11 protein-coding genes and 1 pseudogene are annotated in these 12,450 nt (G+C 73.0%); 5 read left to right on the top strand and 7 right to left on the bottom strand.

Annotation, left to right across the window (positions count from 1 at the left end):
- Positions 1 to 113: 113 nt before the first annotated feature.
- Positions 114 to 749 carry a hypothetical protein gene (locus GUY61_RS25970; protein WP_166632665.1) on the bottom strand — a complete coding sequence of 212 codons (636 nt, stop codon included), beginning with the start codon at positions 747 to 749 and terminating at the stop codon, positions 114 to 116.
- Between the two features lie 210 nt (positions 750 to 959).
- Between GUY61_RS25970 and GUY61_RS25965 the strand changes: the two genes are divergently transcribed.
- A complete protein-coding gene (locus GUY61_RS25965) occupies positions 960 to 1,460 on the top strand; it encodes a hypothetical protein (RefSeq protein WP_166632664.1) in 501 nt (166 codons plus the stop codon).
- Between the two features lie 52 nt (positions 1,461 to 1,512).
- Here GUY61_RS25965 and GUY61_RS25960 read toward each other — a convergent pair whose 3' ends face one another.
- Complete coding sequence (locus GUY61_RS25960; RefSeq protein ID WP_313896855.1) at positions 1,513 to 1,833, bottom strand: GNAT family N-acetyltransferase; 321 nt, start codon at positions 1,831 to 1,833, stop codon at positions 1,513 to 1,515.
- Between the two features lie 312 nt (positions 1,834 to 2,145).
- On the bottom strand, positions 2,146 to 2,367 hold the full coding sequence (locus tag GUY61_RS25955) for a hypothetical protein (RefSeq protein WP_166632663.1): 222 nt from the start codon (positions 2,365 to 2,367) through the stop codon (positions 2,146 to 2,148).
- A gap of 172 nt (positions 2,368 to 2,539) precedes the next feature.
- Between GUY61_RS25955 and GUY61_RS25950 the strand changes: the two genes are divergently transcribed.
- Positions 2,540 to 3,508, top strand: coding sequence for a Rieske (2Fe-2S) protein (locus GUY61_RS25950; RefSeq protein WP_166632662.1), 969 nt, complete (start codon positions 2,540 to 2,542; stop codon positions 3,506 to 3,508).
- A gap of 646 nt (positions 3,509 to 4,154) precedes the next feature.
- Here GUY61_RS25950 and GUY61_RS25945 read toward each other — a convergent pair.
- The 3 genes and pseudogenes from GUY61_RS25945 to GUY61_RS40485 all read right to left on the bottom strand — a co-directional run.
- The gene (locus GUY61_RS25945) at positions 4,155 to 4,433 is read right to left on the bottom strand and encodes a CDGSH iron-sulfur domain-containing protein (RefSeq protein WP_166632661.1); all 279 of its coding nucleotides are present in this window, start codon (positions 4,431 to 4,433) and stop codon (positions 4,155 to 4,157) included.
- Positions 4,417 to 5,103 carry a HemK2/MTQ2 family protein methyltransferase gene (locus GUY61_RS25940; RefSeq protein ID WP_166632660.1) on the bottom strand — a complete coding sequence of 229 codons (687 nt, stop codon included), beginning with the start codon at positions 5,101 to 5,103 and terminating at the stop codon, positions 4,417 to 4,419. The genes GUY61_RS25945 and GUY61_RS25940 overlap by 17 nt, the downstream gene beginning before the upstream one ends.
- 235 nt (positions 5,104 to 5,338) lie before the next feature.
- Positions 5,339 to 5,653, bottom strand: a pseudogene (locus GUY61_RS40485) (MarR family transcriptional regulator); the annotation flags it as partial.
- Positions 5,654 to 5,790: 137 nt separating this feature from the next.
- On the opposite strand from GUY61_RS40485, the gene GUY61_RS41290 reads away from it, so the two are divergent.
- Both GUY61_RS41290 and ligA read left to right on the top strand, forming a co-directional pair.
- Positions 5,791 to 5,925, top strand: a complete 135-nt coding sequence (locus GUY61_RS41290; RefSeq protein WP_279576852.1) for a hypothetical protein — start codon at positions 5,791 to 5,793, stop codon at positions 5,923 to 5,925.
- Between the two features lie 330 nt (positions 5,926 to 6,255).
- Positions 6,256 to 8,349: an NAD-dependent DNA ligase LigA gene (gene ligA / locus GUY61_RS25925; protein ID WP_208106470.1), complete on the top strand. Its 2,094-nt coding sequence runs from the start codon at positions 6,256 to 6,258 to the stop codon at positions 8,347 to 8,349.
- A gap of 145 nt (positions 8,350 to 8,494) precedes the next feature.
- Here the strand turns inward: ligA and GUY61_RS25920 are convergent, their stop codons facing one another.
- Positions 8,495 to 10,375 carry a propionyl-CoA synthetase gene (locus GUY61_RS25920; protein WP_166632666.1) on the bottom strand — a complete coding sequence of 627 codons (1,881 nt, stop codon included), beginning with the start codon at positions 10,373 to 10,375 and terminating at the stop codon, positions 8,495 to 8,497.
- Positions 10,376 to 10,765: 390 nt separating this feature from the next.
- Between GUY61_RS25920 and thrS the strand changes: the two genes are divergently transcribed.
- Positions 10,766 to 11,998, top strand: coding sequence for a threonine--tRNA ligase (thrS, locus tag GUY61_RS25915; RefSeq protein WP_166632659.1), 1,233 nt, complete (start codon positions 10,766 to 10,768; stop codon positions 11,996 to 11,998).
- Positions 11,999 to 12,450 lie beyond the last annotated feature (452 nt).

Genomic DNA, 12,450 nt, shown 5'->3' with positions numbered 1-12,450 from the left:
CCCTCCCCCTTCGCGGCCGCGGCCGTCGATGCGGCCGGGCCGTCAGTTCGCGGCGCCCTGCGCGCGGCGCACCGCAGTCGACGGCATCCGGCGCCCGTCGCGTGTCGCCCGGCTCACTTCTCCAGGTCCGCGCGCATCTCGACGAACAGCTTGCCCGCCTCGTCGATGGTGCTGCTGTCGAACAGGGCCACGGCAGCGGTCCCCTCGTCCGCCCAGCCGCAGATGACGTTGCCGTCCTCGCTGAGCGAGGCCAGCAGGCACTCCACCGAGCCGCCCAGCGGTCCCGCGTCGACCGGCTCCGCCGTCGGCTGACCCAGCTCCGGGTCCCATTCGATGTGCTCGAGCATGCCCCTGAACAGGTGCTCCCGGCGCTCGTTGGTGTCCTCGGGCACGTTGTCGACGCCCTCGAACAGCACCGGGACCCCCGTGTCGCCCGGTGCCCGGTAGTGGCCCGCGACGAGTGTCATGCCGTCGCGCATCTCGCCCGGGTCGACCGGGACGTCAAGGAGCGCGTCCTCCCCGGTCAGCTTCTCCAGCCCGCCCGCCACGGGGGCGTCGACCAGGGACCGCTTCCCGTTCGTGTCGTTGCCGCCGTCCGCCGACGCCGTCGGCGAGGCGCCCGTGTCCGCCCCCGCGGACTGCGAGGCGTCCGGAACGACGTAGTCGTCCTCACGGCAGCCGGTGACCGACATCAGCGCGACCACGGCGGCCACCGCCGAGCACGCTCTGATGACACGCGCACGATTCATGTTTTGTCCCCCCACATCGGTTCATCCGCCACCCTTTCGTGACGGCATGATCAGTGACGCCACCGTCGACGAATCGGTTCCCGCCAACACCGAAGGTCACATAGGTGTGGCCGGACGGACGTCCGACGGGTGGTACGAGGGCGGCCGGGACTCGCCGTACCCCCCGACTCCTCCGTACAGTGGCGGCCCCTGCCTCGACCGGAGTGCGCCATGACTGAAGACAGCGGGAAGATCGGCGGCCTCGATGTGGTGTCGTGGGCCGCGCAGTTCCGGATGGCGGAATTCGGCCGGCGGCCGGGTGACGTCCTGTGCCTCGGCGACATGGAGGTCGCCTTCCACCTGGCGCGGCGCCGGGGCGTCTACGTACTCGAGTACGTCTCCGGCAGCACAGCGCGCCAGGGCTGCGGCAGCTTCTCCGACCTGGAGGGCGCCGCGCGGCTCCTGGTGATCAGTCTGGGCAGGGCCGGGCGCGCCGAACGCAAACTCCCGCCGCTGGTCGGCACGGTGCCGGAACAGGTGGCGATCGAGGAGGGGCCGGTGTCCGCGCACCTCACCTGGGACGGAGGCTGGGCCGATCTCCCCGTCTCGCGCTTCCGGCTGGGGGTCAACCGCCTCTTCGCCCACTCGGTGACGCACTCGCTGCCCGATCTCGCGGCCAGCTTCGTCCACCCGCGCGGAGCCCCGGTCTTCGCTCCGGGGCCCGCCGGATGAAGCCGCCGGGCCGGACGGGGCCGCCCGGCCCGGGCGGCCGGTGGCACCGGGCTCAGTCGGTGACCCGGCTCTGCTTGGTATAGAGGAGGTCCTGGTACTCGGGGTGCCGAGCGATCCACGCCGTGTAGAAGGGGCACACGGCCAGTACGGCGGTCCCGTCCTTCCGCGCGCGGTCCAGGGAGGCCCGTACCAGCGCGCTGCCTACGCCCCGGCCCTCGTAGGCCGGGTACACCTCCGTGTGCACGAAGGCGATCAGCTCCTCGGTACGGATGTACTCCGCGATGCCCGCCGGCTCGTCGCCACAGCGGGCTTCGTACCGCCGCGCCTCGGGGACATCGGTCACCTGGAGGGCGGAGTCCCGGGGCTCGGTCACCCGGATCGCCGTCCTCGGGACGGCCCGGCGAAGGGCTCGCGCGATCGATGGTGCGTGGTGCCGGGATCCGGATCCGAACTCTCCGCGTCCGCGGGGAACTCGGATTCCGCCTCCGGGAAGTCCGGGGCCCGGAAAGGGTTCCTGGCGGGAGGCGGCGATCCGGTCGTCGTGTAGTGGGGCGCCGATTCCACAGCGGAGAACGGCGAGGTCAGGTCGATGAGAGGCGGTCCTTTGCCGGGGGATGTCGAAGTGGTGGTTCTCGCACGGGCAGGAGGGTGACCACCTGCCGCGTGCCGAACGGCCACCGGGTTCTCAGAGCTTGGTCATCTTGGAGTACGGACTCGTGATGCGGGCCTGCTTCGAGCCGAAGTCGACCAGCACCGCGATTCCTTCCTCGATGCCGGTGACGCGGCCGAGGCCGTACACGTCGTGGGAGACCCGGTTGCCGACGGCGAAGTGCTTCTGAGGGGGCACGACCGGGGGTTTGAAGGGGCTGGTGGGCAGACAGCGCTTGGGTCCAGCTGACTTTGTCATCACTGCTCAGTATGCGCCATGGCACGTGGCCGGGGATACCTGGCCGGGCGGCGAAAACGTCACGGTTGACTCGCCGTGGGGGACGCGCGGGGTGCCGGCCGGCCCCGCCACGTCCGACCGGACTCCACGGGCCTGTCCGTTTTCCGCGCGCCGTCCTGGCTACCCCGTTCCTATGAACCGATCGAAGAAGCGCGAACGCAAACGTGAACGTGTGAGCCTGGTGGCACGCCGGATCCTGCCCTCCTCGGCGGGTCCCGGCCGTGTACTCAGGGCGGTGGACCGCCTGGAGCGCTGGCCCGGACCCGACGGGCTGATCATCAGGATGCGGTCCGCGGTGCGGGCCGTCCCGATGGGGCCGGTGCGCGACGTGCTGCACGGGCGCTGGCTCGGCCACCCGCTGCATCCGCTGATGGTGCAGGTACCGGTCGGCACCTGGCTGTCCGCGGCGGTGCTGGACCTGATGCCGGGGCGGCGCAGGGGCGCACGGACCCTGATCGGCGTGGGGCTGGCGGCCGCGGGACCGGCGGCGGTGGCGGGCTGGACCGACTGGGCCGAGCTTCCCCGGGAGCAGCAGCGCGTGGGGCTGGTCCACGCGGTGGCGAACATCGCGGGCGTCTCGCTGTACGCCGGGTCCTACACCGCGAGGCTGCGGGGCCGGGAGGCGCTGGGCAAGTCGCTCGGCCTGGCGGGCCTGTCGGTGGTGGGCGCGGGCGGCGCCCTGGGCGGCCATCTCGCCTACCGCCAGGCCTCGGGCGCCAACCACGCCGAACAGGTTCCGCACCTCGTGGAACCGGGCTGGCACCGGATCGGCGACGTGTCCGAGTTCCCGGTCGGCCGAGCGGTACGGCGCCGCGTCGGCGAGGTGCCGGTGATGGTGGTCCGCGAGACGGAGAACACCGTGCACGTGCTCGCCGACCGGTGCAGTCACATGGCGGGGCCCCTGTCGGAGGGCGAGATCGCGGACGGCTGCGTGACGTGCCCCTGGCACGGCAGTGTGTTCCGGCTGGCCGACGGCTGGAACGTCCGCGGGCCCGCGACCTCGCCCCAGCCGGCCTTCGACACCCGCGTCGTCGACGGCGGCGTCGAGGCCCGGCTGCGCCACCTCGCAGCGGAGGCGGAGGCGGAGGCCGGCGCCGCCTGACCCACCCTGCTCCACGCCCCGGGCCGGGGCACGTCACGCCCGCCCCGGCCCGGGGCCTGTCACGCGGCCCGCACGACCCGCGGCGCGGCCCTCGTGTCCCCCGCGGACGCGGGCCTCGCGCGGTGAGCTTCAGATGCGCGTACGGGCGCGGGCTGCCCGGCCTTCTGCGCACGTCCGTCGTGCCGTGCCGGCGACGGTGTGTGCCGCGGCCTCTCACTTTGCCCGTACGAGTAGGCCCCCGTACCGGCGCTCGGGAGGCGTACCGGCGCGGGCGGCGGGCAAGGCCGCCGTGCCGGGCGACGGTGCGCGCGGAGGCCCTTCGCGCCCGCACGCGCGCGGCCCTCGTGCTCCACGCGGAGGTCGCACCGCGCGGGCTGGGGAGGCGTACCGGCGCGGGCGCGGCGCGGTGTGCGTGGCGTTCCGTGCACGTCCGGCGCGCCGTGACGGCGGCGGAGCGTGTGCGGCCCGTGGCGCCCGCGCCGGTACGCCTCCCCGCGTCGGCGCTCGGTATGCGTACCCGGCGCGGTTTCACCCGGGCGACGCACGGTTCGCGGCCTCTCACAACCGTCAGCGTCCGTGGCGGCGACGGTGCGGGCCGCGACCTTCGCGTCCCGGCCGCGAGGACGCGGTACGGTTTGCCGGCCGGTCACCCGGCTGGGGCGGGCCCGCCGCAGGTTTCGTCCGGGCGGGCGGGCTCCGTGCCGTCGGCGGGCGAGGCGGGACGTCCGGATTTCACCCGGCGCCGGTGGCTGGTGTCGCACCACGGGTACATGCGGCTGCGCCGACAGGTGCAGATGGCGGTCACGAAGCGGTCGGACCGCACCACCTCGCCGGTCTCGGTGGTCACTTCCACGGGGCCTTCGACCAGGACCGGTCCTTCGCGGTCGATGGTGACCCGGCGTGGCCGTTCAGGGACGCTCGGCACGGATCACCACCAGTTCTTCCTGCTCCTGGTCCTCGGGCAGCAGCCCGCGGGAGCGCAGCCACGTCAGCCGTGAGCGCAGCACCGGCCCGAACGGAACATGGGCGCGGTCCGCGATGCCGGCGCGCAGCCCCGCGGCCGTCAGCCGCTCCAGCGTCCGCTCGGCCCCGCACAGCCCGGAGTGCACCATCAGCATCACCCCGGCCTCGCGCAGCAGGCCGGGCGCCGCGTCGCAGACGCGGTCGAGGACGGCCCTCCCGTCCGGCCCCGCGTCCCACGCGCGGGCGGCACCCCTGCTGGGCAGGTGGGGCAGGGGTGCGGGCACGTACGGGGGGTTGCTGATGACGACGTCGTACGAGCGCCCGCGCACCGGGCCGGTCAGATCACCCCGGCGCACGGTCAGCCGCTGTTTGGCCAGGAGCGCGTTGAGGCGGGCCGTCAGTACCGCCCGGCGGGTGATGTCGACGGCCGTGACATTGGCGCCCAGGCGCGCGGCGTACAGCGCGAGTGCCCCGCTGCCCGTGCAGATGTCGAGCAGGTCGGTGCCGGCGCCGACGCTTTCGCGGCGCAGCGCGCCGGCGAGCAGGTGGGTGTCGTGCTGCGGCGCGTACACGCCGGGCAGCGTCACCACCCGACCGACATCGTGCGCCGGTGCGGCAGCAGCGGTGGCCATACGGCACCTCCGTTTCGCAGGCGTCGCCTCGCGTCGCCGTCCCTGCGCTACCGGATGCCCCTGCCGCGTTGGTTCATACGTTCCATTCGAGGGGCGGAGGATGTGCTTCCACGCCGAAGGGGCGGATACGCCCAGGTGGACCGGCGGTGCGGGGAGGGCGTGCGGTGCCGGGAGCGCCGGTGGCGCCCCGCCGACGGCAGTTCGGTCCACGGCCTCGGGGCCATCGGTACAGCGGTCATCGGTGAGGACGATCACGGCCGTCGTCGGATGCCGTCCGTCCGCGGTCTGGACTTGGTTGGGCGGTGTCGTTCGAGGCTGTCCCGGGTTCGGCGTGCAGGACTTCGCGGGCCTGTTCGGCGGCGCGGGTGATGGTTTCGCTGATGAAGTCGAGGAAGCGGGCGATGTTCTCCGGGCGGGTGGCCGCGGGGGTGTGGGCGCCGAGGACGGCGACGCCCTGGCGCGCGGTTTCGACGACATGGTCGTTGGCTCGGGCGCTGGCGATCGTCGCCTGGTAGAAGAGTTCGTCGTCGACGACGTAGCGGTCGCGGCGGCAGGCTTTCCCGCGAGCGCGAGCTGGGCCCCGTTCTGGACGGCATCACCGTCCCCGTGCGGTATGCGGTCGCTTCGGGGACGTCCTTCGGAAGCCGCGGTGACGAGCAGGAACGGGTACGCACCAGCCTCTGTGCGGTGACCGCCCGCAACCCGAACATCCGGATCGGCGCGAAGGCCGCCAGCAACCACGGTGCGATCCTCAAGAAGGACTACCCGGCCATCGCCGAGGCGGTACGCGAGGTCGCCGCCCTCGACCGCGGGGGGCGCTGAAGACGCGACCGGCGGACTGACGGCGACTACACGTCCTCGCCACCATCGTCATCATCGCCCAGTTCGACCGCTTCCGGTCCGAGCGGGGGGCCGCAGTCATTCGCGCGAGACGGACGGGGTGAAGCTGTAGCGGCGGCTGCGACGGAAGGTGCGACGGCGGTTCGGCGGTGTGCGGCCGGTCCGCGGCGGTCCGTGTCCGGCCGGCGGTCCGCGGCGGTCCGTGGCCGTCACCGGTCCCAGTGGTCGCCACGACGGGCTCCCGATCCTTGATCCGTGCGCTGTCTCCGCAGGTCAGACGCATTGTCAGTGGTGCACGGCACCATAAGATCCATGACGACCACTGAAGCCGTGATTGCCGACGACGCCGCGTACGCGCAGGCCGTCGAGACCGCTGTGAAGGCCGCCGGGGCCTACTACGCGGGAGGGGACAGCGCCCTCGACGATCATGCCTACGACCGGCTGGTGCGGGCGATCGCCGCGTGGGAGGCGGACCACCCCGGCCAGGTGCTGCCCGACTCCCCGACGGGCAAGGTCGCGGGCGGCGCCGCGGTGGGGGACGTGCCGCACACACAGCCGATGCTGAGCCTCGACAACGTCTTCTCCGCCGAGCAGTTCGCCGCCTGGGCCGCCTCCCTGGAGCGCCGGATAGGGCAGCCGGTCGCCGCCTGGAGCGTGGAGCCGAAGCTGGACGGGCTGGCCATCGCCGCCCGGTACCGCGAGGGCAGGCTGACGCAGCTGATCACCCGTGGGGACGGCACGTCCGGTGAGGACGTGTCGCACGCGATCGGAACGGTCGTGGGCCTGCCGGGCGAGCTGTCCGAGCCGGTGAGCGTGGAGGTGCGCGGCGAAGTGCTGATGACCGCCGCCCAGTTCGAGACGGCGCTCGCGGTGCGCGCCGAGCACGGCGGGGAGCCGTTCGCGAACCCGCGCAACGCCGCGGCCGGCACGCTGCGCGCCAAGGACCGGGCCTACCGCCTGGAGATGACGTTCTTCGCCTACGGCTGCCTGCCGCTGCCCGGCGCCGGCGAGGAACTCGCGGCCCGGCTCACCGGATCGGCGCACAGCGGCCTCATGGCGTACGTCGCCGGGCTGGGCGTGCACACGACGGCGGGCACCGAGGTGCCGGGCCGGACCGTGACCACCGTCGAGGAGGTGCAGGACAGGGTGGCGGAGATCGCCGCACTGCGCGCGGAGCTGCCCTTCGGCATCGACGGCATCGTGGTCAAGGCCGACGCCGCCGAGGACCGGCGGACCGCGGGATCCGGGTCGAGGGCGCCGCGCTGGGCCATCGCCTACAAACTGCCCGCGGTCGAGAAGGTCACCACCCTGCTCGGCGTGGAGTGGAACGTCGGACGCACCGGCATCATCGCCCCGCGTGCCGTGCTGGAACCGGTCGAGATCGACGGCTCCACCGTCACCTACGCCACGCTGCACAACCCCGCCGACATCACCCGCCGCGACCTGCGCATCGGTGACCGCGTCATGGTCTACAAGGCCGGTGACATCATTCCGCGGATCGAGGCCCCCGTCGCCCACCTGCGCACGGGGACGGAACAGGCCGTCGACTTCCCCGCCGCCTGCCCGCAGTGCGGGTCCGCCATCGACACCTCCGAGCAGCGCTGGCGGTGCGAACGCGGACGCGACTGCCACCTGGTCGCCTCCGTGTCCTACGCCGCCGGCCGCGACCAGCTCGACATCGAGGGGCTGGGCCTGACCCGGGTCGTGCAGCTCACCGACGCGGGACTCGCCAAGGACTTCGCCGACCTCTTCGCCCTCACCCGCGAGCAGCTGCTCGCGCTGGACCGGATGGGGCCGGCCAGCACCGACAACCTGCTCGCCGCGATCGAGCGGGCCAAGGCCCGGCCGCTCGCCCGCGTGCTGTGCGCCCTCGGCGTGCGGGGCACCGGCCGCTCGATGTCCCGCCGCATCGCCCGGCACTTCGCCACCATGGACAACATCCGCGCCGCCGACGCCGAGGCCATGCAGCGAGTCGAGGGCATAGGCATCGAGAAGGCACCCGTTATCGTCGCCGAACTCGCCCAGCTCGCGCCCCTCATCGACAAGCTCGTCGCTGCGGGCGTGAACATGACGGAGCCCGGTGCCACACCGCCCCGTCCCGACGACGCGCCGGGGGACGGGACCGTGGCCGTCGCCGGTGCGGATGACGAGGGGAAGCCACTGCACGGCATGACGGTCGTCGTGACCGGCGCCATGACCGGACCGCTGGAGAAGCTCAGCCGCAACCAGATGAACGAGCTCGTCGAACGCGGCGGAGGCAGATCCTCCTCCAGCGTCTCCAAGCGCACCTCGCTCGTCGTCGCGGGAGAGAACGCCGGATCGAAGCGCGCCAAGGCCGAGGAACTGGGTATCCGCCTCATGTCCCCGGGCGACTTCGCCGTACTCGTCGCGGACCTGCTGCCATAGACCGGCAGCCACCGCCGCCCGCTGCTCGCAGCCCCTCCGCTTCGGCCGGGGGCGGCGGGTGGCCCGCGGACGGCAGGGAAGACGGGACGGCCGGGAAGGCCGCCCGGGCCCGCGCCGTCACACGCGGGCCCCGGACGGCGTCCCGCTACGACCGCCGGCGCAGTACCTCGGTGAGGGCGTCCAGGACCGACGCGTCCTCGATGGTCGGCGGGACCGGCTCGTCACGGCCGTCCGCCATGGCCCGCATCGTCTTGCGCAGGATCTTCCCCGACCGCGTCTTGGGCAGCGCCGACACGACGACGACGTCGTGGAAGGCCGCGACCGGGCCGACATCGCGCCGCACGGCCGCCACCAGCTCCGCACGCAGCTCGTCCGGGTCCGGGTCCGCCCCGGCGCGCAGCACCACCAGGCCGTAGGGCACCTGCCCCTTCAGCGCGTCGGGGACACCGATCACCGCGCACTCCGCCACCGCCGGATGGGTGGCCAGGGACGCCTCCATGGCACCCGTGGACAGCCGGTGCCCCGCCACGTTGATGACGTCGTCGACCCGGCCCATGACGAACAGGTAGCCGTCCTCGTCGATGTAGCCCGAGTCACCGGTGTGGTAGTAGCCGGGGAAGCGGCTCAGGTACGACTCGACGTACCGCTCGTCGTCGCCCCACAGGGTCTGCAGGCTTCCGGGCGGCAGCGGGAGCTTGATGGCGATCTCGCCCTCCTGCCCGGCCTTCACCTGCTGCCCGTCCGCGTCGAGGATCTGCACGTCCCAGCCCGGCACCGGGACCGTGGCCGACCCCGGCTTGACCGGCATCAGCTCGATGCCGCGGAGGTTGGCCGCGATGGGCCAGCCGGTCTCCGTCTGCCACCAGTGGTCGATGACCGGAATACCCAGCTTCTCCTTCGCCCACTGCAGCGTCTCGGGGTCGCAGCGCTCGCCGGCGAGATAGAGCGCGCCCAGCGTGCTGGTGTCGTACGTGCCCAGCATCTCCGCGTCCGGGTCGACCCGCTTGACCGCACGGATCGCGGTGGGCGCCGTGAAGAACGCCCGCACGCCGTACTCCTGCACGATCCGCCAGAACGCGCCGGCGTCGGGCGTACCGACCGGCTTGCCCTCGTACATGACGGTGGTGGCCCCGACGAGCAGCGGGCCGTACACGATGTAGCTGTGGCCGACGACCCAGCCGACGTCCGAGGCGGACCAGAAGACATCGCCCGCGTGCACGTCGTAGACCGCGCCCATCGACCAGGCGAGGGCCACCGCGTGCCCGCCGGCGCTGCGCATCACGCCCTTGGGCTTACCGGTCGTACCGGAGGTGTAGAGGATGTACAGGGGGTCGGTGGAGGCCACCGGGACCGGGTCCGCGGGCGTCGCGCCCGGCACGACGTCGGCCCAGTCCACCGTGCCGGGGCCGAGCTCGGCGCGGAGCGTGTCGCGCTGGAACATCAGCGTGTGGTCGGGCTTGTGCGCGCTGAGCTCCAGTGCCTTCTCGAGGATCGGCTGGTAGGCGATCACCCGGTTGGGCTCCAGCCCGCAGGACGCGGCGACGACGAGCTTCGGCTGCGCGTCCTCGATCCGGGCCGCGAGCTCCTTCGGCGCGAAGCCGCCGAACACCACCGAGTGCACGGCACCGATACGGGCGCAGGCCAGCATGGCCATGACCGCCTCGGGCACCATCGGCATGTAGATGACGACCCGGTCGCCCTTGCCGACACCGAGCGAGACCAGCGCCCCCGCCACCCGCGCCACCTCGTCGCGCAGCTCACGGAAGGTGTACGACTTCTTCGCCGGGACCATCGCGGAGTCCCAGATCAGCGCCGTACGGTCGCCGAAACCGTTGTCCACGTGCCGGTCGAGGGCGTTGGCGCAGGTGTTGAGCTCGCCGTCGGGGAACCACCGGTAGAACGGGGCACCGGAGTCGTCGAGCGCGCGGGACGGCTTGACGGTCCAGTCGACGAGTTCCGCCGCCTCCAGCCAGAAACCCTCGGGGTCGGCGAGACTCCGCCGGTAGGTCTCCGCGTACGCTCCCACGGTCACATCCCTTTCCCTCACGTCCGGACGCCGCGTCGGCGCCCTGGGCACATGCCCGTGCGCCGGCCGTCACCGCCGGCCGTGGGGCGCCGTCGTGCCTGGTGGCACCCCGTACGCCGCGCTCGGCCGAGCGCCGCGCCGCGCCGTGGCCCACGTCAACGAAAGCACGCCGTCGGCCCTGCGACGAGTTCTCGGCGATGTGACATTTATGTAAGGGCAGGCATTGAACCGCTTGCCTCTGTTAGCTTTTTGGGATGAAGCGCGCTGCTGTGACGACGACGCCGGAGAGTGTCCCGGCGCGCTGACAGACGTCTGACGACGAAGCCCCGGGGCGAGTGCCCCGGGGCTTCGCGCTGCGGTCACCCGCCCCCTGACGGCGAGGAGACCGCCATGCACGACCACCGCAGGCTGGGCCGCGAACTGGACCTGTTCGACACCGACCCGCTGATCGGCGCGGGGCTGCCGTACTGGCTGCCCGACGGCGCCTCGGTACGGCACACCCTGGAGGAGTACGTCAGGGAGGAGGAGCGCCGCGCGGGCTACCGGCATGTGTACTCGCCGGTGCTCGGCAAACGCGAGCTGTACGAGATCTCGGGGCACTGGTCGCACTACAGCGACGACATGTTCCCCCCGATGGACCTGGGCTCGGAGCAGGTCGTCCTGCGGCCGAGTCTGTGCCCGCACCACGCGGTGATCTTCCGCTCAAGGACCCACAGCTACCGCGAGCTGCCGCTGCGCATGGCCGAGCTGGGCGGCATGTACCGCTCCGAGCTGTCGGGCGTCCTCGGGGGGCTGACCCGGGTCCGCGCCATCCAGCTCAACGACGCTCACATCTTCTGTACCCTGGACCAGGTCGCGGACGAGGCGCGGGGCGCCCTGGACATGATCCGCCGGGCCTACCGGGCGCTCGGCATCACCCCGGCCCGGCACCGGCTGTCCCTCCCGGGTCCCGGTGGCAAGTACGTCGCCGCCCCGGAGCTGTGGCGGCGCTCCACCGCTCTGCTGACCGAGGTCCTGGACGGCTCGGGACTCCCGTACGAGGCGGCAGAGGGCGAGGCCGCGTTCTACGGCCCCAAGATCGACATCCAGGTCGCCGACGCGGCGGGACGGGAATCCACTCTCTCGACCGTCCAGGTCGACTTCCACCAGCCCGAGCGCTTCGGCCTGCACTACATCGGCGCGGACGGCGCGAAGCACCGGCCCGTCATGGTGCACCGCAGCATCATCGGCAGCGTGGAGCGGGCCGTCGCCCACCTCGTCGAACGGCACGGCGGGGCATTCCCCGCCTGGCTGGCCCCGGCCCAGTTGGCGATCCTCCCGGTCTCCGATGCGGAACTGCCCAGCGCGCGGGCGCTCGCCGCGCGGTGCGCGGGGCTCGGCCTGCGGGCCGAACTCGCGGGACCGGAACGCGGCACCCTCGGCGCCCGCGTCAGGGAGGCGCGGCTCGTCCCGTACCAGGCCGTGATCGGCGCCGAGGAGGCCGTCGACGACCGGGTCGCGCTGCGACTGCGCGACGGACGCCGCCTCGAACCGCGACCCGCGGCTGATGTGCTGGCCGGTATCCGCGCACTCGTCGACTCCCGCGGCACCCAGTTGTGGGACACTGCCGCCGCCCTCCCGTAGAGCGGGCCCCGTGCGCCGGGTAGTGCCTCAGCCTCTGCGGCGGGACGGAGCGTGCCGGAGCAAGCCCGTTATCAGGACCGCAAGCCCGGTATCAAGACGGTTGGGGGGCCGCTGTGGGACCAGGCGACAACAACGGCAGTGCGGGCTCGGAGCCCATGGACCCGAACGCGTCGGATCCCTCACCGGCGACGGCTTCCGGACCGGGGGAGGGGCCCGGCCCTTCGGCGGTCCCGGAGCCCGATGCGGTGCCGGAGCCCGATGCGGTTCCGCACGCCCAAGCGGGGCCGGGGCCTGGGCGGCGTCCCTCGCCGGCGGCTTCCACCTCCGCGCAGCCGTCTGACGGCGCGGCGTCCGAAACCGTTCCGGCGGCCGGCTCCGGCCCGCCGCCGACCGGGGCGGAGCCCGTGCCTGCCGTGCCGAGCGCTCCGCAGGACGGTCCGGCCGTGGGGGCC

Origin of the sequence: Streptomyces sp. GC420, from assembly GCF_009916105.1 — a bacterium.
Taxonomy (GTDB): domain Bacteria; phylum Actinomycetota; class Actinomycetes; order Streptomycetales; family Streptomycetaceae; genus Streptomyces.
This window is presented reverse-complemented; position numbering and strand designations above follow the sequence as displayed.

Coding starts and splice junctions, on each gene's coding strand:
- GUY61_RS25970 (WP_166632665.1), bottom strand. CDS start 749: ATGAATCGTGCGCGTGTCATCAGAGCGTGCTCGGCGGTGGCCGCCGTG.
- GUY61_RS25965 (WP_166632664.1), top strand. CDS start 960: ATGACTGAAGACAGCGGGAAGATCGGCGGCCTCGATGTGGTGTCGTGG.
- thrS (WP_166632659.1), top strand. CDS start 10,766: ATGCACGACCACCGCAGGCTGGGCCGCGAACTGGACCTGTTCGACACC.
- ligA (WP_208106470.1), top strand. CDS start 6,256: ATGACGACCACTGAAGCCGTGATTGCCGACGACGCCGCGTACGCGCAG.
- GUY61_RS25955 (WP_166632663.1), bottom strand. CDS start 2,367: ATGACAAAGTCAGCTGGACCCAAGCGCTGTCTGCCCACCAGCCCCTTC.
- GUY61_RS25940 (WP_166632660.1), bottom strand. CDS start 5,103: ATGGCCACCGCTGCTGCCGCACCGGCGCACGATGTCGGTCGGGTGGTG.
- GUY61_RS25950 (WP_166632662.1), top strand. CDS start 2,540: ATGAACCGATCGAAGAAGCGCGAACGCAAACGTGAACGTGTGAGCCTG.